The organism is Roseovarius sp. JB2-10 (assembly GCF_055693585.1).
Genome location: NZ_CM146337.1, coordinates 708786 through 733103, shown reverse-complemented (window position 1 = coordinate 733103; position 24318 = coordinate 708786). Strand labels below are relative to the sequence as shown.

Sequence of the window (24318 nt, the reverse complement as noted above, 5' to 3'; positions counted from 1 at the left end):
CCGGTCTTTAGAGGGCGATTTTGGCGATGGCGAACAACCCCGTCGCCATTGCACCGTAGGACAGACATGTCATCAGGATGATTGAGACTTTTTGCGCGGTGCCATGGACATAATCCTCAAGCAAGACCTGCGCGCCATCCCGAAAATGCTTGAAGCCTACGATGATGGTAAGCGCGGCGACAATGGCCGGGAAGGGGCGCGAGAACGTCGCCAATACGTCTGCATGGGATTTTCCCAATGCGGGACCCACGGTAAAGATAAAGAGCGGCACAAGAATAAGCAGAGCCACACTCGACACTTTCATCGCCCAGAAGTGGTGTACACCCGACTTCGCCGAGCCCATGCCGACAGCGCGTTTGCGATCAGTGAGATAGCGCATGATCCGACCTCCTCAAACGACGATGATGGTGAAAAGCGTCAGGCAGATTGACCCGATGATAACCATCCATCCCAGGTTTTCCGCCTTATCGATCTCGAGCATCATGGCATTGTCCCAGATCAGATGGCGCACGCCGGCAAGCGTGTGATACCAGATCGCCCAAACCGACAGGAGCATGATCAGATCGCCAAACCAGCTGGTCACAAATGCGTCCGCGACAGCGAAATATTCAGGTGATGTTGCTGCAGCCAAAAACCACCAGACGAGCATCAGTGCCGCCAGCAAAAGTGCATTGCCTGTGATCCGCGTAAGGATCGATGTCATGGATGTCAGTTGTGGCCGGTAGATCGTCAGGTGTGGCGAAAGCGGGCGGTTGCCCCTATTCACATCAGCCATGTAGTGCTCCCATTTATTTTCGCGGGCATCCGGGTGCTTCAGGTGAAACACTCTTTCTCGAACTATTCTAACGCGACTGGCGCGCTTGCCCAGCACTAAATCTCAGCGCGTATAGGCAAATCGTCGCGATTCTCTTAATTTGTGATCACGTCATTTGTGCTGTGATCACAAAATTAACTATTCGGGAGAACTCTGACCAAAGATGGTCACGGGTGAACAGTCAAACCAATAAGTTCGCACAGGTTCTCAAGGCGACATGATTTATCCTGATGCTCGCATATCCGGCCAGAAATCATTTCTTATCGCAACGACCCACGTGGCGCGCGAAGGCATCGGCCTTCACGTCGACATCGGCCCCTTTCAGGGACACGGTGCCTTCGGCCATGCCCGTGACTTTGGTTCGGCCATATCTGAACGCCATGCGTCCCTTCGATTGAAGTGGTATGCTTGCGATCGTCTGTTTGCAGACAAGGTCGAATGTTACCGTGTTGAGCGAGGATTTGAGGTTTGCAATCTCACAACCACCTTCCTTGGAAAGCTCGCTCAGAAGCTCAGACAGTTTGCGCTCGGCATCGTCTTCCTTGATACATTCCGTTTTGGGCGTGGATGATGGGGAAACCAGGCCCGGGATGTTGAGCGTATGCGTGTATTCCCACAATCCTGGTTTCACAGATATCACACGTTCCGCAGCTGCAGTGTTTGCGCTTAGCAATGCGATGGCTATCAAAAGTGTACGGTCCAAATGTGCCATGATATGCGTGTCGTTCCCAAATAGTTCTCAGGTCCGAATAGTTTGGCATGCAATTTTGGTAACTTTACGGCATACGCTGGAAAGGACGTTTGACGCCTGTGCTCACAATGGGATGAGCGCCCAAAAATCCAGATCAAGCATCACATGTGGTAAGTACTTGCCGTCATCGCCTTTGAGCGTAAACGGGTCGCCTCCCTTTGCGGCGACCAAACGTAGCCGCAGGGCCCCAACACCGGGGGCGGGCGTTTCCACCTTATCCAGCACTTCGGTCCACGCCTTGATCGTATCACCCGCGTAGCAGGGATTGGCATGTGTGCCGCCGTTCAGGCCCACCACGATCTGCGCATTGGCCAGTCCATTGAAGGATAGGGTTCGTGCCATCGAAATTACGTGACCACCATAAATCAGGCGCTGTCCATCAGGCCGGGATCCGACGTCAAAATGCACTTTGGCCGTGTTCTGCCACAGTCGTGTCGCCATCATATGCTCGGCTTCTTCGACCGTAACGCCATCGACGTGGTCAATCTTCTCGCCAACTTCGTAATCGCCCCACCGGTGCGGTTCGCCTGCCAGAGTGAAATCGTAGTTGGTGAAATCCAGGCCTGTCGGGATCACAAGATCCGAGGCCTCAAGCGCAGGTTTCAGTGACGGGATCACGGGTTCGGGTGCAGGCGCGTCGAAATCACGTTTGCGCACCATCGCCCATCGCACATAATCCAGCACAACCTCGCCATGTTGGTTTCGACCCCTGGTGCGAACCCAAACAACGCCAGACTTGCCATTTGAATTCTGTTTTACGCCGATGACGTCAGACGTGGAATGGATGGTATCACCGGGATACACTGGCTTTAGCCAACGGCCTTCTGCGTAGCCAAGATTGGCAAGCGCATTGAGTGAAATATCTGGAACGGTTTTGCCAAAAACCACGTGAAATGCCGCAATGTCATCCAGAGGACTGGCCGGCAGTCCGCAGGCGCGTGCAAATTCGTCTGACGAATACAACGCGTGACGCGCCGGGTAGAGCGCGTGATACAGTGCACGTTCGCCACCTGATACGGTACGAGGCACCGCGTGATGAATTGTTTCACCAACTGTGTAGTCTTCAAAAAACCGACCCGGATTGGTTTTGGCCATCGTTACTGCTCTCCAAGTTTTGTGTCGGGCGAATAGGTGCCCTCAGCATTTTTTGTGACCGCTTGCCCGCATCGCATGACACCTTTCGCGTGATCAAATGCATATGTTGGGCTGCCATGCAGGTCCCAGCCTTTGTTCAGGGCATCAGACACTTTATGGCAAAACGCTGCGGTATCGTCGGCGCTCAGGAATCGGTACAGTTTCATGCGTAGGTACCCAGGAATGGGTTGTGGCCAAGCCAAATGTGAACCCCGGTCGCAATGACGTAAATCACAAGCGTGATAATCAGGTTTTTGACATCGCCTTTGACGGTGCCAGGTTCTGGCCGGTTCCATGTACCTTCGGCGCGATTGATCAACATCATTTCAAGCAATGCCCAAAGGCCTAGGCCACCAAACAGAACGACCGATGCCAAATCGCCATTCACCAATAGATGTGCGATGGCGAAAACGACGATCCCAAGCAGCATGGGGTGCCTGATTTTGTCTACAAGTACGCCCTTGGATGCACCGATACCAAAGCAAAAAACGGAGACCAGCATCAACAAGTTGTTTAGATGGCCGATACCCGTCATGGGCGTGTAGAGTGGGACGAATTCTGCGGCGCGGTAGCCAAGAACCATGAAAACGATACCGGCCAGAATAGCCAGACTGATGGGGCCACGGCCCTTGGCTCCCATTTTGGCGCGGGCCTCGGGCGCTGCGCGTTTGAACACATGGGCCCCTATCCAGAGGGCAAGACCGAGAAGCAGTAGGATCATCAGATCACTCCGTCATCATTTCCGCAATTGCGCTTGCTTTTGCCAGAACGCGTTTTGCCGCGACGACATGCAGGTTTTCAACGATCTGGCCATCCACAACAGCAATACCAAGGCCAGATGCCTGACTTTCCTGAAAAGCAGCGATCTGCCGTTGCGCCAAATCAATTTCAGAACTTGTGGGCGCGAAAGCCGTATTTGTAACTTCGATCTGCGCGGGGTGGATCAGTGTTTTGCCGTCAAAACCAAGATCACGGCCTTGCTCGCACTCCGCTTTGAGTCCGTCTCCATCGCGAAAGCGGTTGTAAACCCCATCAATCGCCACGATGCGGGCCGCACGGGCTGCCATAACGATCATTTGCAGCGCTGTCATAAGGGGCAGGCGATCGGCACGATAACGGCTGCCGAGGTCTTTCGTCAGGTCATTTGTACCTGTTACCAGGCCCGCAACGCGGCCGTGTGCCGCGATATCGCGCGCATTGAACACACTGACCGGGGTTTCCATCATGGACCAGATCGGCATGGTCTCGTCCAGCAGATCAGCAAGGTTATCGACGTCCGAGCGCGTGTTGACCTTGGGTAGCAGGATGGCGTCGGCGCCGGCGTCGCGAAGTGCCCGAACGTCGCCCAGACCCCATTCCGTGTTCAGGGCATTGATCCGGACAATTTTGGCGCGGCGTCCAAAGCCACCATCCCGCAGAGCTTGTGCCAGGGTGTCGCGGGCGCTGGCCTTTGCATCGGGGGCAACTGCATCTTCAAGATCGAAGATGATGGCATCGCACGGCAAACTGCGCGCTTTTTCCAGCGCACGTTCTTTGGAGCCGGGTATGTAGAGAACGGATCGATAAGGTTGCATGGTCGGTTTTTCTCAGATTTCTGCGCAGAAAGCCCCGCAATTTTCTTGCGCACAGATGCCATTTTTCGCCTGAAAACTTCAAGAGTTTTCTCGCCGCAGCGCAGAATATGCCAAATAATTTCGGTTACGGCCTCCATATTAACCCTGTTTTGACACACTGTTGTGCATGCTTTGTTCACACGAAATCGGCAGGGATCCCACCACAGAAAGGGTGTAAAAATGAAAACAACAGCAAAAATTGTCGCCGCCACAGCGGTTCTGATGGCTGGTCCTGCACTTGCTCAATCCGGTCCAAATTGCGCGCCGCGCGAGATGGTTCTTGAGCGTCTGGCCAACAAATACGGTGAAACGCGACAGTCGATGGGCCTTGGTGCCAATAACGCCGTGGTTGAGGTGTATGCTTCGGAAGCCTCCGGTTCATGGACCATCATAGTGACCTCGGCAAATGGTCTGACATGTCTTGTTGCCAGTGGCCAAGCCTTTGAAGAATTGGCTGAAGCGCTTCCGGCACAAGGCAATGATGCCTGATTAGAGCGTGGGGCGCATGTGATTGCACCCACGCCTCTGTTTGGCGCACTCTGCATTGACTTCGATGTCAAATTCAGCGCGTTGCAATAACGAGTAATGCTCTGTTGCCACGACGTGGCGGCTCAAGTTGGCGCTTTTCCTCCGAGCAGGTCTGCTCCAGCATCACAGGCCCACACAGAAAATACCGTGATCGTGCGAGTTACTCTTTTGTTTTCCAAGGGTTATCTTGGGTTCTTTTCTTGTTTTTTTTGTCGCCATTTTTTGGACGTTGTGCATTGTCCAAATTGTCGCGACCTCTTCCTTTTTGTCAGAAGGCTGGAATTGGGCGCGTTTTTGAGCCCTATCAGTGTTGAGTTTTCAGTCTTGTTTGTTCTCTTACCGCAGATCGTGTTCTGTAACTCCAGCATCCGAAAGTGCTTTTGCACCAGTATGTTAGGTGCATTGCAATTGCGTCTACACCTAGGTGATCCGGTTATGCCGCAGTGCGGCACCCTTGCGCATAGGCCAGAATGGGAATAGGCCATACGCGAAAATTCAACCGACCGGAGACAAATCCAATGGCTAGACCCAAGATCGCACTGATCGGCGCAGGACAGATTGGCGGCACGCTCGCGCATCTTGCTGCGCTGAAGGAACTGGGCGACGTAGTGCTTTTCGATATCGCAGAAGGCACGCCCGAAGGTAAGGCACTTGATATTGCCGAGTCCGGCCCGTCTGAGGGTTTTGATGCCACGATGTCCGGGACGCAATCATATGCGGACATTGCGGGCGCGGATGTCTGCATCGTAACGGCGGGTGTCCCACGCAAGCCCGGAATGAGCCGAGATGACCTTTTGGGCATTAATCTCAAGGTTATGAAATCGGTGGGTGAGGGCATTCGGGACCATGCACCAAACGCATTTGTAATCTGCATCACCAACCCGCTTGACGCGATGGTTTGGGCGTTGCGTGAGTTTTCCGGTCTGCCCCGCGAAAAAGTATGCGGCATGGCCGGAGTTCTGGACAGTGCGCGCTTCCGCCACTTCCTGAGTCTTGAATTTGGCGTGTCGATGAAAGATGTCACCGCTTTTGTTTTGGGCGGACATGGCGATACGATGGTGCCTTTGACGCGCTATTCGACTGTTGCCGGGATTCCTTTGCCTGATCTGATCGACATGGGATGGACAACGCAGGAAAAGCTGGATGCGATCGTGCAGCGTACTCGTGATGGCGGCGCAGAGATTGTAGGTCTTTTGAAGACCGGGTCTGCCTTTTATGCGCCCGCGACAAGCGCCATTGAAATGGCAGAAGCCTACCTGAAAGATCAAAAGCGCGTGCTGCCAAGTGCGGCATATGTTGATGGCGCTTACGGTCTGAAGGGCTTTTACGTCGGCGTCCCCACCGTGATTGGCGCGGGGGGAATTGAAAAGGTCGTGGAGATCAAGCTGGACAAAGACGAACAGGCCATGTTCGACAGCTCTGTTAACGCGGTTAAGGGTCTTGTCGAAGCCTGTAAAGGGATCGACAGTTCGCTGTCGTAAACGGGCTTCCATAACAATTGAAGCGTTCAGGGTCGGGAATTTCCCGGCCCTGATTCTTTTTTGTTTACACTATCGTACGTTGTTTTGTTAATTTGTGATCACACGTTTTGTGCCTGTGATCACAAATGTTCGAAAATCCTGTGAAATTGCGCTTTTAAGCAAGAAAACGGTTTAAACCTGCGTCTCGCTTGTGGGTATATCTGAATCAATCGCATCTAAACGGGATTTTTTCATGAACATCCATGAGTATCAGGCGAAAGCACTGCTGCGTTCATATGGCGCTCCAGTGTCCGACGGTCGTGTTGTGCTTCGCGCCGAAGAGGCCAAAACCGCTGCTGGCGAGATGGACGGCCCTTTGTGGGTCGTTAAAGCGCAAATTCACGCTGGTGGGCGCGGCAAAGGAACATTCAAAGAAGCCGGGGCCGGAGAACAAGGTGGTGTTCGATTGGCAAAGTCCGTCGAAGAAGCCGCCCAGGAAGCCAAGCGTATGCTGGGCCGCACCCTGGTGACAAAACAAACCGGCCCTGCGGGCAAACAGGTGAACCGCATCTATATCGAAGACGGCTCGGGCATCGAAAACGAGATGTATCTGGCGTTGTTGGTCGACCGGCAATCATCCCAGGTGAGTTTTGTCTGTTCGACCGAAGGCGGTATGGACATTGAAGAAGTGGCGCATTCGACGCCTGAAAAAATCCTGAGCTTCAGCATTGATCCAGCCACGGGGTACCAGCCCTTCCATGGTCGCCGGATTGCGTTCCAACTGGGCCTGACCGGGCAACAGATCAAGCAATGCGTCAAATTGATGGGCACGCTCTATAAAATGTTCCTCGAAAAGGACATGGAGATGCTGGAGATCAATCCTTTGATCGTGACCGACAAGGGTGATCTGAAATGTTTGGATGCCAAGATGGGCTTTGACAGCAACGCAGTCTACCGCCACGCCGACATTGCCGAGCTGCGCGACACGACCGAGGAAGACCCCAAGGAACTCGAAGCCTCGAAATACGACCTGAACTACATCGCTCTGGATGGTGAGATCGGGTGCATGGTGAACGGCGCCGGTTTGGCGATGGCGACGATGGACATCATCAAACTCTATGGGTCCGAACCTGCCAACTTTCTTGATGTGGGGGGCGGTGCGACCAAGGAAAAGGTGACCGAAGCATTCAAGATCATCACATCTGATCCGCAGGTCAAAGGCATTCTGGTTAACATCTTCGGCGGTATCATGCGCTGTGACGTGATTGCGGAAGGCGTCGTGGCCGCCGTTAAAGAGGTGGGCCTGCAAGTCCCGCTGGTTGTCCGGCTTGAAGGTACCAATGTGGAAAAAGGCAAGGACATCATCAACAATTCGGACGTGGATGTGATTGCCGCGGATGATCTGAAAGACGGTGCTGAGAAGATCGTCAAAGCGGTGAAGGGATAACACGATGGCCGTACTTATTGACGAAAACACCAAAGTCATCTGTCAGGGTCTGACCGGCTCGCAGGGCACATTCCACACCGAACAGGCGATTGCCTATGGCACCAATATGGTGGGTGGTGTGACACCGGGCAAAGGCGGGCAGACGCATCTGGATCTGCCGGTCTACAACTCGGTTCATGAAGCCAAGCACGCGACAGAAGCGAACGCATCGGTCATCTATGTGCCACCGCCTTTTGCGGCAGACAGTATCCTCGAGGCGATTGATGCCGAGATGGAAGTGATCATCTGCATCACCGAAGGTATTCCCGTTTTGGACATGATGCGGGTCAAACGCGCGCTGGAAGGGTCCAGCAGCCGGTTAGTTGGTCCCAACTGCCCCGGTGTTATCACGCCAGATGCCTGCAAGATTGGCATCATGCCGGGCCACATCCACAAGCGAGGCAGCTGCGGTGTTCTGAGCCGTTCGGGCACCTTGACCTATGAGGCGGTGAAACAGACCACGGATCTGGGTCTTGGCCAATCCACAGCGGTTGGGATTGGTGGTGATCCGATCAAAGGGACCGAGCATATCGACGTGCTGGAATGGTTCCTTGCGGATGATGAGACCGAATCCATCATCATGATTGGTGAGATCGGCGGCAGCGCCGAGGAAGAGGCCGCGCAATTCCTGACCGACGAGAAGAAGAAAGGCCGCTGGAAACCGACGGCCGGTTTCATCGCGGGTCGCACGGCACCTCCGGGCCGACGCATGGGCCATGCTGGTGCAATTGTCGCCGGTGGCAAAGGCGGTGCCGAAGACAAGATCGAGGCCATGCGCGCCGCTGGTATCATTGTTGCCGACAGCCCTGCGGGTCTCGGCGAAGCGGTGATGGAAGCGATCGGATAAAGATGACGGTGTCGCCCGCCGCATCTTGGTGGCGGGCGCGCTGACCTACCGGGCACCGGGTCGGGCCCGACATCGAAAACGGCTTCTTCAGGGAGACAGCCATGACAGAACAATCCCCCAATGACCAGTTTCGTGCCTCCAGCTTCATGCAAGGGCACAATGCGGAATATTTGGAACAGCTCTATGCCAGATATGCCAATGACCCGAATGCGGTGGATGAAGCATGGCAGGCGTTTTTCCGGCAGCTTGGTGATGATGATGTCAGCGTCAAACGAGAGGCCGCTGGTCCCAGTTGGGCGCGCGGAGATTGGCCACCTGAGCCGAATGACGATCTGACCGGCGCTCTGACCGGCGAATATCCATCGGTGCCAGAGGCCAAGGAAGCGGGCAAGAAGATTGCCGCCAAAGCGGCGGAAAAGGGCGTCGAAGTCAGCGATGATGCAATCCAGCGCGCGGTTCTGGACAGTGTGCGTGCATTGATGCTGATCCGGGCGCACCGTATCCGGGGGCATCTAGCCGCGGATCTGGATCCATTGGGTTTGCGCGAAATGCCACACCGGCCAGAGCTCGATCCAAAGTCATACGGATTTACCGAAGCGGACATGGATCGCCCTATTTTCATCGACAACGTTCTGGGCCTGCAAATCGCGTCGATCCGCGAAATTCTGGATATCGTAAAACGCACCTATTGTGGCACGTTTGCGCTGCAATACATGCATATTTCGGATCCTGAACAGGCCAACTGGCTGAAAGAACGGATCGAAGGGTATGGCAAGGAAATCCAGTTCACCCGCGAAGGCCGAAAAGCAATTTTGAACAAGCTGGTCGAGGCTGAAGGCTTTGAGAAATACCTGCATGTGAAATACATGGGCACCAAGCGGTTTGGGTTGGATGGCGGCGAAAGCCTTATCCCGGCGATGGAGCAGATCATCAAACGCGGTGGTGCGTTGGGCGTTCAGGATGTGATTGTGGGCATGCCCCACCGCGGGCGTCTGTCGGTGCTGGCCAACGTGATGGGCAAACCGTACCGTGCGATTTTCAACGAATTTCAGGGTGGTAGTTTCAAGCCCGAAGATGTCGATGGTTCCGGTGATGTGAAGTATCACCTTGGGGCCAGTTCTGACCGTGAATTTGACGGTAACACGGTGCATTTGAGCCTGACGGCGAACCCGAGCCACCTTGAGGCTGTGAACCCTGTTGTCCTGGGCAAGGCGCGCGCGAAGCAGGACCAGTTGAACGACACGGACCGCACCAAGGTATTACCGATTTTGCTGCATGGTGACGCGGCGTTTGCCGGGCAGGGCGTTGTGGCAGAAGGCTTTGGTCTGAGTGGCCTGAAGGGTCATAAAACCGGCGGTACGATGCATATCGTGGTCAACAACCAGATCGGGTTTACCACCGCGCCGCATTTCAGCCGCTCCAGCCCCTATCCCACGGATATTGCGTTGATGGTTGAAGCGCCGATTTTCCACGTGAACGGCGATGATCCGGAGGCGGTTGTTCATGCCGCCCGCGTGGCGACGGAATTCCGTCAGATGTTCCACAAAGATGTAGTGCTGGACATCATCTGTTATCGCCGGTTTGGCCATAACGAGGGCGATGAGCCCATGTTTACCAACCCGATCATGTACAAGAAGATCAAAAAGCAGAAAACGACCCTGAGCCTGTACACGGATCGTTTGATCAAGGATGGCTTGATCCCCGAAGGCGAAGTTGAGGATATGAAGGCCGCGTTTCAGGCGTTCCTGGCGGATGAGTTTGAGGCGGGTACGAACTACAAGCCGAACAAGGCCGATTGGCTGGATGGCAAATGGTCTCATCTCGACCGCAAAGAAGAGGATTATCAGCGCGGCGCGACGGCAATCAAACCGGCGACCTTCAAAGAAATCGGTACAGCGCTTTCGACCGCCCCAAAGGACTTTCCGCTGCATAAAACCGTAGGCCGGCTTTTAGACACGAAAGCCAAGATGTTCAAAACGGGCGAAGGTTTTGATTGGGCGACGGCTGAGGCGCTCGCTTTTGGGTCTTTGATGACGGAAGGGTTTCCGGTTCGGCTGTCGGGGCAGGATTGTACCCGCGGGACGTTCAGCCAGCGCCATTCGGGCCTGATCAACCAAGAGACCGAAGAGCGGTACTATCCGCTGAACAATATCCGCAAAGGTCAGGCGCAATACGAAGTCATCGATTCAATGCTGAGCGAATACGCGGTGTTGGGTTTTGAATATGGCTATACCCTTGCCGAGCCCAATGCCTTGGTGATGTGGGAGGCGCAGTTTGGGGATTTTGCCAACGGTGCGCAGATCATGTTTGATCAGTTCATCAGCTCGGGTGAAAGCAAATGGCTGCGGATGTCGGGCCTTGTGTGTCTGCTACCGCATGGTTTCGAAGGCCAGGGGCCGGAACACTCATCTGCGCGATTGGAGCGGTTCCTGCAGATGTGCGGTGGCGACAATTGGATCGTGGCCAATTGCACAACACCTGCCAACTACTTCCACATTCTACGGCGGCAATTGCACCGCACCTATCGTAAACCCTTGATCCTGATGACGCCGAAATCGCTGTTGCGACACAAGTTGGCGGTGTCCAAAGCTGAAGAGTTTACCACCGGGTCCAGTTTTCACCGGGTGCTTTGGGACGACGCACAATTGGGTAATTCCGAAACCAAATTGGTAGCCGACAAAAAGATCAAGCGGGTCGTGCTGTGCTCGGGCAAGGTCTATTACGATCTGCTGGAGGAGCGCGACAATCGCGGCATTGATGATGTGTATCTGATGCGGGTTGAGCAATTCTATCCCTTCCCTGCAATTGCAATGGTCAAGGAATTGGAGCGGTTCAAACAGGCGGAAATGGTCTGGTGTCAGGAAGAACCCAAGAACCAGGGGGCATGGACGTTTATTGAGCCGAACATCGAATGGGTCCTGACCCGCATTAAGGCCAAAAATACCCGCCCGGTTTATGCGGGCCGCCCGGCGTCTGCCTCTCCGGCAACAGGACTGGCTGCACAACACAAAGCACAACAAGAAGCGTTGGTGGATGCCGCGCTGACCATCGAAGGGAAATAAATTATGACAACCGAAGTGCGCGTCCCAACGCTGGGAGAATCCGTGACCGAAGCCACCGTGGCAACCTGGTTCAAAAAGCCCGGCGATGCTGTGGCAGTGGATGAAATGTTGTGTGAATTGGAAACTGACAAGGTGACGGTCGAAGTGCCAGCCCCGGCGGCCGGAACGATGGGCGAGATTGTTGCCGCAGAAGGCGATACGGTTGGCGTTGATGCGCTGCTGGCGACAATTTCTGAGGGTGAAGGTGCCGCGGTGGCGCCGGCACCCAAGGCGGAAGCCGCACCGGCTGCGGACGCACCTGGCGGGGGAGGCGAAGCCGTAGACGTGATGGTGCCTACATTGGGCGAATCCGTAACAGAGGCCACCGTCTCAACCTGGTTCAAGAAAGTCGGCGAGAGCGTCGCGCAGGATGAAATGCTGTGCGAGTTGGAAACAGACAAAGTGTCTGTTGAGGTGCCTGCGCCGACCTCCGGCACATTGAGTGAGATCGTGGCCAATGAAGGGGACACGGTTCAGGCCAACGGCAAGCTGGCGGTTATTTCGGGTGGGTCGGGTGCTGCGACCGCGGCTCCGGCAGCTACGCCTGCGACGGCCCCTGCGGCGTCGAGTGGCGCGAAAGATGTTGAAGATGCTCCATCGGCCAAAAAAGCCATGGCAGAAGCCGGTCTGAGCCCGGATCAGGTGCAGGGGTCTGGCCGTGATGGACGGGTGATGAAGGAAGATGTGGCCAAAGCGGCCGCAGCTGGAGGGGCAACGGCGGCTGCAGCCCCGGCGCCTGCGGCGACCGCGCCCGCCCCGCGTGCCCCCGTTTCTGCGGATGATGCCGCGCGCGAGGAGAGGGTGAAGATGACGCGGCTGCGTCAGACCATTGCGCGCCGCCTGAAAGACAGCCAGAACATCGCCGCCATGCTGACCACCTATAACGAGGTCGACATGACCGCGGTGATGGCATTGCGCAACGAGTACAAGGAAGATTTCGTCAAGAAACACGGCGTTAAGCTGGGCTTCATGTCGTTTTTCACCAAGGCTTGCTGTCATGCGCTGAAGGAAGTGCCCGAAGTGAATGCCGAGATCGATGGCACCGATATCGTCTACAAAAACTTTGTGCATATGGGCATCGCCGCGGGCACGCCCACAGGCCTTGTGGTGCCGGTCATTCGCGACGCCGATCAGATGGGCTTTGCCGCGATTGAAAAAGCGATCGCGGAAAAAGGTGCCCGCGCCCGTGACGGCAAGCTGAGCATGGCCGAGATGCAAGGCGGAACGTTCACCATTTCGAACGGGGGCGTCTATGGCTCGCTCATGTCTTCACCGATCCTGAACCCACCGCAATCGGGCATTCTGGGCATGCACAAGATCCAGCAGCGCCCGATGGTGGTGAATGGTGAGATCGTGGCCCGGCCCATGATGTATCTGGCACTGAGCTATGACCACCGGATTGTGGATGGCAAAGGGGCGGTGACCTTCCTCGTGCGGGTCAAGGATGCGCTGGAAGATCCGCGGCGCTTGTTGATGGACCTTTAAGGCCTCGTGGAGCTTCGATGGAAGAAAATTTCGTCCTGCCAACGTTTGCAAAAAAACGGCTACCAGGCTTGACTGTGAGCGGTGTTTCGGAGGAAGCCCCGCACTCGTTTAGCCTCAACTTTTCAGATGGCTCGGTTTTGATTGTCACTGCGATGCCTTTCAGCAATCCGGAACTGGACGTCACTTTCATAGAAGGTGAATTGGAAGGCTAAAAGTAGGCAAAATCGGTTTAAAGGAGTAGGTGCTTGCGGCGTAATTCCACTCAGATTCGAGAAGAATTTCTACATCTCGCGACATGTTGGGAATATGCAAGAGAGATTGCAATTGCGCGGATGCAGCTGGAAGGTGCCCCGAAGAAAATACAAAATTCACTTCCTACCAAAGAAAAACTCATTTCCGACTTTGATAGTGGCAAAGACAAACCCAGTGTGTATTTGGAGGGCCTCAAGCAAGGTCTGATGGATATGCGGCCATGGATCGCCTTTCAGCTTAAAATGGGCGAGATCGCTTCGGAAGTTTTGCAGCGTTACACTGCAGAGACCGGCAATGATTTTTTTGAAGATGCCATAAGCAAAAAGGATTTTGCGCGCAAAGCGGTCAAACGGGGCAGGATTAAAGATGACTTAGAGTTCTATGCGTTGAACGAAATTTTGTCCGATGTTTATCAAACGGTGTTTCAGGAAAAAACTGTTCAGAGAGCTAACGAAATTCTGGCAGATTATGAGCAGACGAAGTAACCCCCAAAGTCACTGCCTTAACCAATGCCGCGGTTTTAAACCACGCTGTTTTACCCCAGATTTTCCCCTTTGTGCGTTTGCGGCACTCTGAAATGTTTGCAGCACAGCCTGTTACGGTATGGGCGCTCGATTTGGTGAAAGGGGATATTGATGCGGTGGGTAACACTTTTAGGCGTGGGTTTGGTCAGTACGTTGACGGCGTGTCAGTCCACTACTGGCCCAAAAACGCCGGTGCCTTACGAATCGACAACGCGGATTGCCCCGGTTGGTGTTTCGAATTTCGTCTTTCGCAGTCAAACCAAAGCTGGCGAAGAGAAAAAGGAAATAAAAGGTGTCGCGTGCAAGATGACCGGTGAAGGATTTCAGTCTCAATTCACCACGCCTGCAAAGGTCAGTGCGCCCGTATTTGGACCAAAGACTAAACCAGTGTCGATCTCATGCCAGCATGAAGGCGAGACCAAGGTGAAAGCGCTCAAGCCCTTTAACAAGACGCAGGCGGAGGCGAACAAATCATTGATCTCGCTGAAATCTGCAACGAGTGTCACCGGTGCAGTGATTGCAGCCACCAAAATTGGCACCGCTATGGCGCCGCGTGACAAGACACAAGATGTGTACGCCTATCGAAACAGTGCTATTGTTTTTGGTGAGGAATAAACGCCGGTTTGCAACGCAAGGGATGCCATGACACCTGAACTCACTGCTCTGACGTTGGCCGCCCTTCTTCAAGTGGTGCAAGTATGTATCTATTCTGTGGCTGGGCGTGGACAGGTGGGATCAAAAACAGCGCTCAAGCCGCGGGATGAGCCAATTGAACTTTCGGGAAAGACAGGGCGCATTTACCGGGCGATGAACAACCATTTCGAAGGGTTGATCTTGTTTGCAATTGCCTGTTCGGTGATCTCCGTTTCCGGGCAATCAACGGGTTTCACCGCGATGTGCGCCTATACGTACCTGCTGGCGCGGGTGCTTTATGTGCCGGCTTATGTGTTTGGCTGGGTGCCGTGGCGCTCAGTGATCTGGGCCGTGGGTTTCCTGTCGACGGGCCTGATGCTATTGGCGGCACTGGTTTGAGCCACGCAATTTGGACCTTCCCCTTCAAATCCCGCACAGAATCCTCTTACAGTCGAAAGAGACATTTCAAAAACAACTCCACAGGAGACCCCCATGGCAAGTTATGACGTTATCGTAATCGGTTCGGGCCCCGGCGGCTATGTGGCTGCAATCCGTTGTGCGCAGCTCGGCCTGAAGACGGCTTGTGTCGAGGGGCGCGAGACCTTGGGTGGTACTTGTCTGAACGTGGGGTGCATTCCATCGAAGGCGCTGTTGCATGCGTCGCATTCGTTGCACGAAGCACAACATAACTTTGCGAAGATGGGATTGAAAGGCAAGGCGCCGTCTGTCGATTGGAAGCAGATGCTGGCCTATAAGGATGACGTGATCGGTCAGAATACCAAGGGCATCGAATTTCTGTTCAAAAAGAACAAGATCGACTGGTTGAAAGGTTGGGGGTCAATCCCCGAGGCGGGCAAAGTCAAAGTGGGCGACGATGTCCATGATGCCAAGAACATCATCATTGCTTCCGGTTCTGAGGCGTCCTCCGTGCCGGGTGCAAGTGTGGAGATTGATGAGAAAATCGTGGTCACTTCCACAGGCGCGTTGGAGCTTGGCAAAATCCCCAAAAAGATGGTGGTGATCGGGGCCGGTGTGATCGGGCTGGAGCTGGGCAGTGTCTATGCGCGATTGGGAACGGAGGTGACGGTTGTTGAATTCCTGGATGCCATCACGCCCGGTATGGATGCAGAGGTTCAGAAAATGTTCCAGCGGACGCTCAAGAAGCAGGGTTTGACTTTCATCATGGGGGCCGCGGTCCATACCGTGGATAAAACCAAGACCAAGGCCAAGGTGCATTACAAGCTGCGCAAGGATGACAGCGAGGCGTCATTGGATGCCGATGTGGTGCTGGTTTCCACGGGACGGCGTCCTTACACGGACGGGCTGGGGCTTGAGGGCTTGGGCGTTGAGGTGACCAAGGGTGGTCAGATCAAGACGGACGCGCATTGGCAGACCAACGTGAAAGGCATTTATGCGATTGGGGATGCAATCTATGGGCCGATGCTGGCCCATAAAGCCGAAGATGAAGGTATGGCCGCCGCCGAAGTGATCGCAGGCAATCATGGCCATGTGAATTATGGCGTCATTCCGGGCGTGATCTACACCCATCCTGAAGTGTCGAATGTGGGTGAAACCGAGCAGAGCCTGAAGGAGGCGGGCCGTGCCTATAAGGTGGGCAAGTTTTCTTTTATGGGCAATGGGCGTGCCAAGGCGGTATTTGCAGGCGATGGCTTTGTGAAGCTATTGGCCGATGCCGAAACAGATCGCATTCTGGGTGCGCATATCATTGGACCGGCAGCGGGCGATTTGATCCATGAAATTTGCGTTGCGATGGAATTCGGCGCCTCGGCGCAGGATCTGGCGCTGACCTGCCACGCGCATCCGACCTATTCTGAGGCCGTGCGCGAAGCCGCGCTGGCCTGTGGGGATGGTGCGATCCACGCGTAAAGGTTTACTGTTGGTGGCTTACCACAAGGTTTTGGCGGCGCGTGCAGCCCAACCGACATCATAGTCGTCGCCGCCTTCTTCGCCATCTGTCATGTCGGCCAGAATTTCGCCCATGGTTGGAAGGCCAGCGCTGTCATCGCGCGCCCAAAGACCAGCCCTGAGGGGTGCCCGTGCGCATTGGGTGTAAATCTCACCAATGCGGACCACGATTACAGTTGCGGGCAGGCGGTTTCCACGGGCAAATCTGCCGCGCAATGCGTCATCGGCGCTGAGCTTCGCGCTGCCGTTCAGCCGCACCACAGTGTTCGAGCCGGGCACCATGAACATCAGCGAGATACGCCCGTCTTCTACGATGTTGCGCAGCGTGTCCAAACGGTTGTTGCCCCGCCAATCGGGCATGGCAAGCGTTTGTGGATCGAGTTCGGTAACCACGGGCCCATCGTCACCCCGTGGGCTGCCATCTGTCCCGTTCGGGCCAATTGTGCTGACAACGCAAAACCGCGACGTCATGATCCATTTCCGATAGAGGGGCGTCAGCCGATGGGCGACTTTTCGGAGCGCGGGCGCACCGGGAGTGCCGTAGAGCGCTTCGAGCGCGGCGATATCCTCAACCCACGCCATCTGGATCAAACCCGCTTCGCGCATCAACCGGTTCGAGGCAGTCTCGATATCGTGTTCGAGCTTTGCCATGAAATCTTCTTTGTTCATACCCGCTTTGATCCGGGGCAAAAACTCAACAACCGCCGTGCCAGGTTTGCGATAGATGCCCCGCTTGGGCCAATAGAGGCCGACATTGGCGGCCACAGGCACGCAATCCTGTCCAAGCTGTTCATAGAGAATACCCGTGCCGACCTTATAAGGGGCTTTCACACCTGGTGCGATACGGGTGCCCTGGGGGTAGATGATCAATTGTCCCGGGTGCTGGCGGCCTTTGGCGACATCTGCAAGCATCTTCTTGATCGCTTTGCCGCGTTGGCCCCGATTAACCGGCACGCAGCCGATGCGCAGTCCGTATTGGCCAATTACGGGTGCATACATCAAGATGCGTTTCATGATGAACTTGCCCGATGGGATCGCACCGAAGATCAAAATAATGTCCAGAAACGATTGGTGTTTGGCCGCGACGACCACTTCATCCGTGGGTGGCGTGCCGCGAATTTCGGTTTTCAGACCGATCATCCAACGGGCGGACCATCTGATCCAGACGCACCAGCTGTGACACCCGGCCAACGCGCCGCGGCGGTCAAAAAGAGCCCAGGGGAAGAACACGATGCCAAGTACGCCCATCATGATGTAGGCGCAGATCGTGAAGATCAATGAGCGTATCCACTGGATGGCGTAGCTCATGTAAGGTCCTTCAACGTTCTGTGCGCGGCCGCGCGGGTGGCAATAAACGCCACGATAGCAGCCAATGGCGGGATGACCAGTGGCCACAGCCAATGCGCTCCTTGAAATCCGAGGCCGGTCAGAAAGCCACCGCCCGTATCGGCAGAGGGCAGGAAGAAGATGGCAATCGCCCCCAGAACCACGCCAACAGCGGCCCCAATCAAAGCGCGCAAAGTAAAGCGGCGCACGAAGGCCCGGGCGATGTAGGCGTCCCGCGCGCCCACAAGACGCAAGACGGTGATGACCTGGGTGTTGGCGGCAAGAGCGGCATTGGCGGCAAGCGTGATCATGGCGGCGGTTGCGGCGCCGATCAGAAGCAGTGAAACCCAACCCAACAGGCGCAGCCGGCTGGCGGCGCGAACCAAAGGACGGCGCCATCGTGTGTGATCGTCCAGCACGGCACCCGGCACTTCGGCAGCAAGGCGCAGACGCAGGCCATCGGCATCAAACCCGTCATTTTCTTCGATGATTTCGATCAGCTGCGGGATGGGTAGCGTTTCTACCGGTAAATCCGGCCCGAACCAGGGCTCCAGCAACGCGCGTTGTTCATCTGTGTCCAACGCGCGGGCGCTGGCCACACCGCTGGTAGTTGTCAGGACCGAAAGCGCGGCCTCGGTCTGGGCTGCCATCTGCTCGGCTGGTGCCGAAATGCGTAAGGTCGAGCTGCGCGCCAGTTCGTCCCCCCATCGGTCGGCCAGCCGCCCGGTTGCCAGTGACAAAGCCAGGGCGAAGATCGCCAGAAATGCCATTGCTGCCGCGGTAAAGAGGGTCAACGTGGCGGTGTACCCGGTGGGTGGTACAACCTTGTCGGCCTGCGCGTCACCGGCCAGCAATTCGATGACCTTGCGGATGTTCACATTCATAAATCCGCTCCCGCAAGCTGCAGCCTTCGGTTGGAAATCCGCAAAACGCGGGCCTGAACCTGTGATTTCACTGCCCGCACCAGTGTCAGGTCATGGGTCGCGATCATGATTGTCTTGCCCATGCGATTGAGTTCGAGGAGCAGTTTGAGCAAGCGTTGCGACATCTCCCAATCAACGTTGCCGGTGGGTTCATCCGCCAGAATGACATCAGGCGACATGATCACCGCTCGCGCCAGAGCGGCGCGTTGGCGTTCGCCGCCTGATAGCTCGGGGGCAGGGCATTGATGCGGTCGTTCAGGCCAACCCAGCTGGTCAGCTCTTTCAAATTTGCAGCTTCGCTCAGCACGTCACGTCCCGAAACCATCAGGGGCAGCGCAATGTTTTCCGAAACAGACAGGTGGTCGAGAAAGCGGCAATCCTGATGCACAACACCGATGCGCCGTCGCGTCATCGCAATATCATCGCGTTCAAGGGCGCGAACGTCCGTATCGAACAACCGGACCTGGCCGGACGTGGGCAGAAGCGCGCCATAGCAAAGCTTGAGCAGCGTTGTCTTGCCTGCGCCAGAGGGGCCTGTCAGGAAATGGAACGAGCCTGCCTGCAGTTTAAGCGACACGTCGCTCAGCAATTCCCCGCCACCATAGCTATACGCTACATTTTCCAGCTCGATCACGGCTGCCCCCTCGTCCTCGACTATGCCCTAAATGCCTCAGAGGACACACTTGTGCAATCATTACCGAGGCTATTTTCTTTGTCCTTTTCGGGCGTGATTTTCCGGCATAAGGTGGCCGCCAAACAGATTTGCGCTAGAACGGCGACAGGCAGCAGGTGGCACAATGAGGCTGACATGCCCGAATTGCGGGGCCCAGTACGAAGTCCCGGATGAAGTGATCCCGGAATCGGGCCGCGACGTGCAATGCTCGAATTGCGGTGACACGTGGTTCCAGCATCATCCCGATCACGCCCCGGCGGAGGAAGAGGACGCAGCTGAAGCGCCGCATCCAGGTTGGGACAGCCCGGAAGAAGAACCCGAACAGGATTTTGCACCTGAAGAAGACGAAGCCGAGGCGCGTGAGCCGGATTCTGAGGCCGATCCCGAACCTGAGCCCGAACAAGAGCATCATAAAGAAGATGCATCTGAGGAAGACAGCAGCGCAGACGATGACGCATCTGACGAGGATGGCGACACGGATTTCGCGCCTGAAGAAGATGATTTACCCCCGCGTCAGGAACTGGATTCCTCGATTGCAGATGTTTTGCGCGAAGAGGCAAAACGTGAGCAGGATGCCCGCGATGCCGAAGCTGGTGGCGGATTGGAAACGCAGCCGGACTTGGGCTTGGACGATCAGGCATCGGGTGAAGATGAGCGTTCTCTACAGGCGAAATCCCGCATGGCTCGCATGCGTGGCATGCCAGAAGGTGTTGTGGAAGACGATGGACCGGAGCCTGATCCAGAACTGATTTCGCGCCGTAATTTGTTGCCGGATATTGACGAAATCAATTCATCGCTGGATTCTGAGAGTGCGCGCTCGGACGCGGAGAACGGGGATGCCAGCGCGGCATATTCGGAAGAATCCGTGGCGCAAAAAGGCCGGTTTGGGCGCGGTTTCCGGCGCGTCATACTTCTGGTCGTGCTCTTGGTGATCCTCTATCTGCTGGCGCCAATGATTGCTGAAAAAGTTCCCGCCTTGAGCGGCGCGATGTCAGCTTATGTCGATGTGGTAAATGCCGGCAGGCTTTGGTTGAACAACATGATTGTTGGCTCAGGCGCGTCTGGCTAACCGCGTCAGGTGAATTTACGGAATACCCGCGTGACATCGAAAAGGGCATCCAGCCGTTCGTAGCGATCACGGGTTTCCGGCCATTTCTCTTCTTGCGTCGCAGCGATCAGCGCTTCCAGTAGCATCATGGTAGAGATGTTCGAATCCCACGCGGATGGGATTTCCACCCAGCAATTGAATGTAAACGTCGCCTGTGCCGCCACAGGTGATGCCCATTGATCGGTGATCAGGATGACGCTGACGCCACGATCGGCGGCCTGCTTGGCAAGGTTCTGCAGGTTGGTCTCGTATCGGCGCACATCGAACAACAAAAGCGTATCACCTTCGACCATGTCCAAGACGTAATGCGGCCAGGTGGCTGACGAAGACGTCATGTGCGTAACCCGCTGGCGTATCGCTTGAAAGTGGGTGAAGGCGTATTCGGCCAATGCGCGGGTGATGCGCCCCCCGGCCACATAGAGCCGCCCATCCGTATTGGCCAACTGCCTTACAGCGGCGTCGAACCTATCGGTGTCGACATTGGAAAACGTCTGGCTCAAATTTTGTGTCACGGCTTGTGAAAATCGGTTCAAAAGATGCGAATCTGGGGCGTCACTGGCCCAGTTTGCGCGTCTCTGCGTTGGCCCGGAGACCTTTGCCTGCAGTTCCTTGAGGAGAGATTTGTGGAAATGCGGGTACCCTTTGAACCCAAGCTTCTGCACCGTTCTGGCCACCGTTGGCGTTGAAACGCCTGCGTTTTCCGCGACGATCGTGATTGAGGCCAATCCCGCAGCAGGATAGTTTTCTAACAATGAATTTGCGAACTTACGCTCGGATTGAGTGAGCGTCGCGTAGTGCTCTCTGATTAAATCCCGAACGCTTGTGGTTGGATTGGTCAATGTTGGTCCCCGGCATGAACGTGTCGCGCATATTTTGAGCGCTTTTGTAAATATTACCCCATGGGCGCAAAAGTCTCTGAAAATATATTGACGCATTATGATTGTTGAGAAAAGATATTTACAGGACTGGGGAAATTTGAATGTCTGGCAGTGCCGCCAATGATCACTTCAATGCTGTTGATATCCTGAACCCAACGGGCATGGGACAGGCAGTGATCCTGTGCGAGCATGCCTCCAATCATATCCCGCCGCGCTACGAAAACCTCGGCCTTGACGATGATGTTCTGGCAAGCCACGCGGCGTGGGACCCGGGCGCGCTTGGAACAGCAAAAACCTTGTCCGAGGCGTTGGATGCGCCGCTTGTGGCATCGCGTGTGTCGCGGCTGGTTTATGATTGCAATCGCCCCCCTCACTCCGCGGATGCCATGGTTGAAACTTCCGAGCGCTTCGAGATTCCTGAGTAACCGTAACCTGTCTCAAGCGGCGCGCGAAGAACGGGAAAGGACAGTTTATCGCCCGTTTTGTGAGGCGGTCACGCGCGTGATTTCTGCAAAAAAGGCGCGCGGGCAGATGCTATTCCTGATCACGGTGCACAGCTTTACACCGGTTTATTTCGATCAGCAGCGACCCGTCGAAATTGGGATCCTCCATGATGAAGACACAAGGTTGGCGGACGCGATGCTGGCCAATGCCGCCATGGTGCCGCACAGAAATGTTCAGCGAAATGAGCCCTACGGTCCCGCCGATGGCGTCACGCATTCGCTGCAAATCCATGGTCAGGCGCATGGGCTGGCCAATGTCATGCTCGAGGTGCGCAACGATCTGCTCGGGTCCGCCGTTGATGAAAGAAAGATGGCAGATGAAATCTTGTTGCTTCTGAAGCCCGCGCTTGCGGAGCTATCGTCGGAGGGCGTTCAACGTGCCTAGAGCCATGATGTCCTACGTCCGCACGATCGATGCGATGAACCGTTTTATCGGGCGGATCATTATGTACGGCGTCTTTGCGATGATCGGTGTGCTGCTCTGGTCATCCGTCTCAAAAACCTTTTTTGTGCCGACGCTCTGGACCTTGGAAATGGCGCAATTCTGCATGGTGGCCTATTACATGCTGGGTGGGCCCTATTCGATCCAACTGGGCTCGAACGTGCGCATGGATCTGTTTTACGGTGCCTGGACAGACCGCCGTCGTGCCTCGGTGGATGCAATGACCGTGTTTTTCCTGATTTTCTATCTGATCATACTGCTGTGGGGCGGGATCAGCTCGACGGCCTATTCATTGGGTGATTTCTCGGGTGAACCCTTCGGCTTCTTCGGCGGTTTATTTGGTGCCTTCGTGACAGGTGGCCCCGCTGCGGCCGCTGCTGAAATTGGGCATCTGGAGCGCAGCCCGTCGGCATGGCGGCCCTATATGTGGCCGATCAAAGTGATTATGGTTGTCGGAATTTTCCTGATGTTGCTACAAGCGATCTCCGAGCTGTGCAAAGATATTTTGCGGATCAAGGGGCATGAAATCTGATGTCCTATGAGATGATCGCGCTTTTGATGTTCTCGACCATGATGGTGATGCTCTTCACCGGTCAGCGTGTTTTTGGTGCGATCGGTTTTGTCGCCGTGGTCGCGGCGCTCCTGCTGTGGGGTGACAAGGGGGGTTATGATCTGGGTTTCTCAGCCGCCATCAAGCTGATGAAATGGTACCCTCTTTTGACGCTGCCGATGTTCATTTTCATGGGGTACATCCTCAGTGAAAGCCGGATTGCTGATGACCTCTACAAGATGTTCCACGTCTGGATGGGGGGCCTTTCGGGGGGGCTGGCGATTGGTACAATCGGGCTGATGGTCCTGATTTCGGCGATGAACGGATTGAGCGTTGCAGGTATGGCAATCGGAGCCACGATTGCGCTGCCGGAGTTGTTGAAGCGGGGATACGACAAACGCATGGTCACGGGGGTGGTGCAGGCGGGCTCATCCTTGGGTATCTTGGTGCCGCCCTCTGTGGTGCTGGTGCTTTATGCGATGATCGCGCGCCAACCGGTGGGACAGCTATGGCTAGCGGGTGTTTTCCCGGGTCTGATGATGGCGGCGATGTTCGTGATCTACATTGCCATCCGCTGCAAAATAACCCCGTCGCTTGGTCCGGTTCTGCCGCCCGAGGAGCGCAATGTCGGCTGGCCTGAAAAACTGCGCCTTCTGGCGGCTGGCCTGCTGCCGCTGGTGATATTCTTTTCCATGATGGTCCCCTTCATCAAAGGCTGGACGTCATTGGTCGAAAGCTCGGCTATTGGGGCCATGACGGCCTTTATGGCTGCGGTGTTGAAGGGTCGGATGACATGGACGGTGTTTGAAACGAGCGTGCGCAACACCTTGGGAATTTCGTGCATGTTCATGTGGATCATTCTTGCGGCTCTTGCCTTTGGCGCTGTGTTTGATGGGCTGGGTGCGGTCAAGGCCATCGACAGTCTTTTCACCGAAAAAATGGGCCTGTCACCGATGATGATCCTCATCCTGATGCAGCTCAGCTTTATCGTGATGGGCACGTTTTTGGATGACACGGCCATGCTGGTCATCGTCGCCCCACTTTACGTGCCGCTGGTCGGCGCGCTTGGGTTTGATCTGGTGTGGTACGGCGTGCTCTACACGATCACCTGCCAGATCGCTTATATGACGCCGCCTTTTGGCTATAACCTCTTTTTGATGCGGGCGATGGCCCCGCCCGAGATATCAATTCACGACATCTACCGGTCAATCCTCCCCTTCGTGCTGGTGATGAGCTTTGCGCTGGCGGTGATCATGATGTTCCCGCAAGTGGCCCTTTGGCTGCCGGAATACGTTTATGGAAAATAGGAATTTTTGAGAACTCCGTTAACGGAGCAACAATTGTCGAGCAAACAACAGGAG

Annotated in this window: 27 protein-coding genes and 2 pseudogenes; 16 read left to right on the top strand and 13 right to left on the bottom strand. The window is 55.5% G+C overall.

Annotated elements, in window-relative coordinates; genetic code table 11:
* Positions 1 to 7 precede the first annotated feature (7 nt).
* From sdhD to ACZ1HJ_RS03640, 7 genes are all read right to left on the bottom strand, one after another.
* On the bottom strand, positions 8 to 379 hold the full coding sequence (gene sdhD / locus ACZ1HJ_RS03670) for a succinate dehydrogenase, hydrophobic membrane anchor protein (protein WP_472720992.1): 372 nt from the start codon (positions 377 to 379) through the stop codon (positions 8 to 10).
* Positions 380 to 391: 12 nt separating this feature from the next.
* Entirely contained in the window at positions 392 to 775 is a 384-nt protein-coding gene (gene sdhC, locus ACZ1HJ_RS03665) for a succinate dehydrogenase, cytochrome b556 subunit (protein WP_472720991.1), read from the bottom strand.
* Between the two features lie 292 nt (positions 776 to 1067).
* A complete protein-coding gene (locus tag ACZ1HJ_RS03660; protein WP_472720990.1) occupies positions 1068 to 1526 on the bottom strand; it encodes a DUF3617 domain-containing protein in 459 nt (152 codons plus the stop codon).
* 102 nt (positions 1527 to 1628) lie between these two features.
* Positions 1629 to 2660, bottom strand: a complete 1032-nt coding sequence (locus ACZ1HJ_RS03655) for a MaoC family dehydratase (RefSeq protein WP_472720989.1) — start codon at positions 2658 to 2660, stop codon at positions 1629 to 1631.
* Between the two features lie 2 nt (positions 2661 to 2662).
* Positions 2663 to 2866 carry a DUF1737 domain-containing protein gene (locus tag ACZ1HJ_RS03650; protein WP_472720988.1) on the bottom strand — a complete coding sequence of 68 codons (204 nt, stop codon included), beginning with the start codon at positions 2864 to 2866 and terminating at the stop codon, positions 2663 to 2665.
* The gene (locus ACZ1HJ_RS03645; RefSeq protein WP_472720987.1) at positions 2863 to 3420 is read right to left on the bottom strand and encodes an NnrU family protein; all 558 of its coding nucleotides are present in this window, start codon (positions 3418 to 3420) and stop codon (positions 2863 to 2865) included. The genes ACZ1HJ_RS03650 and ACZ1HJ_RS03645 overlap by 4 nt, the downstream gene beginning before the upstream one ends.
* Before the next feature lie 4 nt (positions 3421 to 3424).
* Positions 3425 to 4273, bottom strand: a complete 849-nt coding sequence (locus ACZ1HJ_RS03640; RefSeq protein WP_472720986.1) for an HpcH/HpaI aldolase/citrate lyase family protein — start codon at positions 4271 to 4273, stop codon at positions 3425 to 3427.
* A 219-nt stretch (positions 4274 to 4492) separates the two neighbouring features.
* Between ACZ1HJ_RS03640 and ACZ1HJ_RS03635 the strand changes: the two genes are divergently transcribed.
* The 11 genes from ACZ1HJ_RS03635 to lpdA all read left to right on the top strand — a co-directional run bounded on the left by ACZ1HJ_RS03635 (position 4493) and on the right by lpdA (position 16515).
* On the top strand, positions 4493 to 4801 hold the full coding sequence (locus ACZ1HJ_RS03635) for a hypothetical protein (protein ID WP_472720985.1): 309 nt from the start codon (positions 4493 to 4495) through the stop codon (positions 4799 to 4801).
* Between the two features lie 557 nt (positions 4802 to 5358).
* Positions 5359 to 6321: a malate dehydrogenase gene (mdh, locus tag ACZ1HJ_RS03630; protein WP_472720984.1), complete on the top strand. Its 963-nt coding sequence runs from the start codon at positions 5359 to 5361 to the stop codon at positions 6319 to 6321.
* 232 nt (positions 6322 to 6553) lie between these two features.
* The gene (sucC, locus tag ACZ1HJ_RS03625; protein ID WP_472720983.1) at positions 6554 to 7747 is read left to right on the top strand and encodes an ADP-forming succinate--CoA ligase subunit beta; all 1194 of its coding nucleotides are present in this window, start codon (positions 6554 to 6556) and stop codon (positions 7745 to 7747) included.
* A gap of 4 nt (positions 7748 to 7751) precedes the next feature.
* Positions 7752 to 8633, top strand: a complete 882-nt coding sequence (gene sucD, locus ACZ1HJ_RS03620; RefSeq protein WP_472720982.1) for a succinate--CoA ligase subunit alpha — start codon at positions 7752 to 7754, stop codon at positions 8631 to 8633.
* Between the two features lie 101 nt (positions 8634 to 8734).
* Positions 8735 to 11695 (top strand): 2-oxoglutarate dehydrogenase E1 component, encoded by a 2961-nt coding sequence (locus ACZ1HJ_RS03615; RefSeq protein WP_472720981.1) that lies wholly within the window; start codon positions 8735 to 8737, stop codon positions 11693 to 11695.
* Positions 11696 to 11698: 3 nt separating this feature from the next.
* Complete coding sequence (gene odhB / locus ACZ1HJ_RS03610) at positions 11699 to 13219, top strand: 2-oxoglutarate dehydrogenase complex dihydrolipoyllysine-residue succinyltransferase (RefSeq protein ID WP_472720980.1); 1521 nt, start codon at positions 11699 to 11701, stop codon at positions 13217 to 13219.
* A 17-nt stretch (positions 13220 to 13236) separates the two neighbouring features.
* Positions 13237 to 13431, top strand: a complete 195-nt coding sequence (locus ACZ1HJ_RS03605) for a hypothetical protein (protein WP_472720979.1) — start codon at positions 13237 to 13239, stop codon at positions 13429 to 13431.
* 33 nt (positions 13432 to 13464) lie between these two features.
* Positions 13465 to 13956 (top strand): hypothetical protein, encoded by a 492-nt coding sequence (locus ACZ1HJ_RS03600; protein ID WP_472720978.1) that lies wholly within the window; start codon positions 13465 to 13467, stop codon positions 13954 to 13956.
* A gap of 345 nt (positions 13957 to 14301) precedes the next feature.
* On the top strand, positions 14302 to 14610 hold the full coding sequence (locus ACZ1HJ_RS03595; RefSeq protein WP_472720977.1) for a hypothetical protein: 309 nt from the start codon (positions 14302 to 14304) through the stop codon (positions 14608 to 14610).
* A gap of 27 nt (positions 14611 to 14637) precedes the next feature.
* Positions 14638 to 15027 (top strand): MAPEG family protein, encoded by a 390-nt coding sequence (locus tag ACZ1HJ_RS03590; RefSeq protein ID WP_472720976.1) that lies wholly within the window; start codon positions 14638 to 14640, stop codon positions 15025 to 15027.
* A gap of 93 nt (positions 15028 to 15120) precedes the next feature.
* Positions 15121 to 16515, top strand: coding sequence for a dihydrolipoyl dehydrogenase (gene lpdA / locus ACZ1HJ_RS03585; RefSeq protein WP_472720975.1), 1395 nt, complete (start codon positions 15121 to 15123; stop codon positions 16513 to 16515).
* A gap of 18 nt (positions 16516 to 16533) precedes the next feature.
* Here lpdA and ACZ1HJ_RS03580 read toward each other — a convergent pair whose 3' ends face one another.
* From ACZ1HJ_RS03580 to ACZ1HJ_RS03560, 5 genes and pseudogenes are all read right to left on the bottom strand, one after another.
* Positions 16534 to 17136 (bottom strand): pyridoxamine 5'-phosphate oxidase family protein, encoded by a 603-nt coding sequence (locus ACZ1HJ_RS03580; RefSeq protein WP_472722143.1) that lies wholly within the window; start codon positions 17134 to 17136, stop codon positions 16534 to 16536.
* A 9-nt stretch (positions 17137 to 17145) separates the two neighbouring features.
* Positions 17146 to 17862: pseudogene (locus ACZ1HJ_RS03575) on the bottom strand (lysophospholipid acyltransferase family protein); the annotation flags it as partial.
* On the bottom strand, positions 17859 to 18764 hold the full coding sequence (locus tag ACZ1HJ_RS03570) for a cell division protein FtsX (protein ID WP_472720974.1): 906 nt from the start codon (positions 18762 to 18764) through the stop codon (positions 17859 to 17861). The gene ACZ1HJ_RS03570 and the pseudogene ACZ1HJ_RS03575, both read right to left, overlap by 4 nt.
* Complete coding sequence (locus ACZ1HJ_RS03565) at positions 18761 to 18982, bottom strand: hypothetical protein (protein WP_472722254.1); 222 nt, start codon at positions 18980 to 18982, stop codon at positions 18761 to 18763. The genes ACZ1HJ_RS03570 and ACZ1HJ_RS03565 overlap by 4 nt, the downstream gene beginning before the upstream one ends.
* A gap of 24 nt (positions 18983 to 19006) precedes the next feature.
* Positions 19007 to 19380, bottom strand: a pseudogene (locus ACZ1HJ_RS03560) (cell division ATP-binding protein FtsE); the annotation flags it as partial.
* Positions 19381 to 19600: 220 nt separating this feature from the next.
* On the opposite strand from ACZ1HJ_RS03560, the gene ACZ1HJ_RS03555 reads away from it, so the two are divergent.
* Entirely contained in the window at positions 19601 to 20545 is a 945-nt protein-coding gene (locus ACZ1HJ_RS03555; RefSeq protein ID WP_472720973.1) for a zinc-ribbon domain-containing protein, read from the top strand.
* Positions 20546 to 20550: 5 nt separating this feature from the next.
* On the opposite strand, the gene ACZ1HJ_RS03550 is transcribed toward ACZ1HJ_RS03555, so the two are convergent.
* Positions 20551 to 21423: a MurR/RpiR family transcriptional regulator gene (locus ACZ1HJ_RS03550; RefSeq protein ID WP_472720972.1), complete on the bottom strand. Its 873-nt coding sequence runs from the start codon at positions 21421 to 21423 to the stop codon at positions 20551 to 20553.
* Positions 21424 to 21563: 140 nt separating this feature from the next.
* Here ACZ1HJ_RS03550 and ACZ1HJ_RS03545 point away from each other — a divergent pair, with 140 nt between their 5' ends.
* Genes ACZ1HJ_RS03545 through ACZ1HJ_RS03530 form a run of 4 tightly spaced genes read left to right on the top strand, consistent with a single transcriptional unit; the run spans position 21564 to position 24264 of the window.
* Positions 21564 to 21887: an N-formylglutamate amidohydrolase gene (locus ACZ1HJ_RS03545; RefSeq protein WP_472720971.1), complete on the top strand. Its 324-nt coding sequence runs from the start codon at positions 21564 to 21566 to the stop codon at positions 21885 to 21887.
* The gene (locus tag ACZ1HJ_RS03540) at positions 21775 to 22350 is read left to right on the top strand and encodes an N-formylglutamate amidohydrolase (RefSeq protein WP_472722142.1); all 576 of its coding nucleotides are present in this window, start codon (positions 21775 to 21777) and stop codon (positions 22348 to 22350) included. The genes ACZ1HJ_RS03545 and ACZ1HJ_RS03540 overlap by 113 nt, the downstream gene beginning before the upstream one ends.
* On the top strand, positions 22343 to 22939 hold the full coding sequence (locus ACZ1HJ_RS03535; RefSeq protein ID WP_472720970.1) for a TRAP transporter small permease subunit: 597 nt from the start codon (positions 22343 to 22345) through the stop codon (positions 22937 to 22939). Before ACZ1HJ_RS03540 ends, ACZ1HJ_RS03535 begins: the two co-directional genes overlap by 8 nt.
* Complete coding sequence (locus ACZ1HJ_RS03530) at positions 22939 to 24264, top strand: TRAP transporter large permease (protein WP_472720969.1); 1326 nt, start codon at positions 22939 to 22941, stop codon at positions 24262 to 24264. Before ACZ1HJ_RS03535 ends, ACZ1HJ_RS03530 begins: the two co-directional genes overlap by 1 nt.
* Positions 24265 to 24318: the final 54 nt, after the last annotated feature.

Excerpts from the sequence above, each read along its gene's own strand:
- sdhD (WP_472720992.1), bottom strand. The coding sequence starts at position 379 with ATGCGCTATCTCACTGATCGCAAACGCGCTGTCGGCATGGGCTCGGCG.
- sdhC (WP_472720991.1), bottom strand. The coding sequence starts at position 775 with ATGGCTGATGTGAATAGGGGCAACCGCCCGCTTTCGCCACACCTGACG.
- ACZ1HJ_RS03660 (WP_472720990.1), bottom strand. The coding sequence starts at position 1,526 with ATGGCACATTTGGACCGTACACTTTTGATAGCCATCGCATTGCTAAGC.
- ACZ1HJ_RS03655 (WP_472720989.1), bottom strand. The coding sequence starts at position 2,660 with ATGGCCAAAACCAATCCGGGTCGGTTTTTTGAAGACTACACAGTTGGT.
- ACZ1HJ_RS03650 (WP_472720988.1), bottom strand. The coding sequence starts at position 2,866 with ATGAAACTGTACCGATTCCTGAGCGCCGACGATACCGCAGCGTTTTGC.
- ACZ1HJ_RS03645 (WP_472720987.1), bottom strand. The coding sequence starts at position 3,420 with ATGATCCTACTGCTTCTCGGTCTTGCCCTCTGGATAGGGGCCCATGTG.
- ACZ1HJ_RS03640 (WP_472720986.1), bottom strand. The coding sequence starts at position 4,273 with ATGCAACCTTATCGATCCGTTCTCTACATACCCGGCTCCAAAGAACGT.
- ACZ1HJ_RS03635 (WP_472720985.1), top strand. The coding sequence starts at position 4,493 with ATGAAAACAACAGCAAAAATTGTCGCCGCCACAGCGGTTCTGATGGCT.
- mdh (WP_472720984.1), top strand. The coding sequence starts at position 5,359 with ATGGCTAGACCCAAGATCGCACTGATCGGCGCAGGACAGATTGGCGGC.
- sucC (WP_472720983.1), top strand. The coding sequence starts at position 6,554 with ATGAACATCCATGAGTATCAGGCGAAAGCACTGCTGCGTTCATATGGC.
- sucD (WP_472720982.1), top strand. The coding sequence starts at position 7,752 with ATGGCCGTACTTATTGACGAAAACACCAAAGTCATCTGTCAGGGTCTG.
- ACZ1HJ_RS03615 (WP_472720981.1), top strand. The coding sequence starts at position 8,735 with ATGACAGAACAATCCCCCAATGACCAGTTTCGTGCCTCCAGCTTCATG.
- odhB (WP_472720980.1), top strand. The coding sequence starts at position 11,699 with ATGACAACCGAAGTGCGCGTCCCAACGCTGGGAGAATCCGTGACCGAA.
- ACZ1HJ_RS03605 (WP_472720979.1), top strand. The coding sequence starts at position 13,237 with ATGGAAGAAAATTTCGTCCTGCCAACGTTTGCAAAAAAACGGCTACCA.
- ACZ1HJ_RS03595 (WP_472720977.1), top strand. The coding sequence starts at position 14,302 with ATGACCGGTGAAGGATTTCAGTCTCAATTCACCACGCCTGCAAAGGTC.
- ACZ1HJ_RS03590 (WP_472720976.1), top strand. The coding sequence starts at position 14,638 with ATGACACCTGAACTCACTGCTCTGACGTTGGCCGCCCTTCTTCAAGTG.
- lpdA (WP_472720975.1), top strand. The coding sequence starts at position 15,121 with ATGGCAAGTTATGACGTTATCGTAATCGGTTCGGGCCCCGGCGGCTAT.
- ACZ1HJ_RS03580 (WP_472722143.1), bottom strand. The coding sequence starts at position 17,136 with ATGGCGTGGGTTGAGGATATCGCCGCGCTCGAAGCGCTCTACGGCACT.
- ACZ1HJ_RS03570 (WP_472720974.1), bottom strand. The coding sequence starts at position 18,764 with ATGAATGTGAACATCCGCAAGGTCATCGAATTGCTGGCCGGTGACGCG.
- ACZ1HJ_RS03565 (WP_472722254.1), bottom strand. The coding sequence starts at position 18,982 with ATGTCGCCTGATGTCATTCTGGCGGATGAACCCACCGGCAACGTTGAT.
- ACZ1HJ_RS03555 (WP_472720973.1), top strand. The coding sequence starts at position 19,601 with ATGAGGCTGACATGCCCGAATTGCGGGGCCCAGTACGAAGTCCCGGAT.
- ACZ1HJ_RS03545 (WP_472720971.1), top strand. The coding sequence starts at position 21,564 with ATGTCTGGCAGTGCCGCCAATGATCACTTCAATGCTGTTGATATCCTG.
- ACZ1HJ_RS03540 (WP_472722142.1), top strand. The coding sequence starts at position 21,775 with ATGCGCCGCTTGTGGCATCGCGTGTGTCGCGGCTGGTTTATGATTGCA.
- ACZ1HJ_RS03530 (WP_472720969.1), top strand. The coding sequence starts at position 22,939 with ATGTCCTATGAGATGATCGCGCTTTTGATGTTCTCGACCATGATGGTG.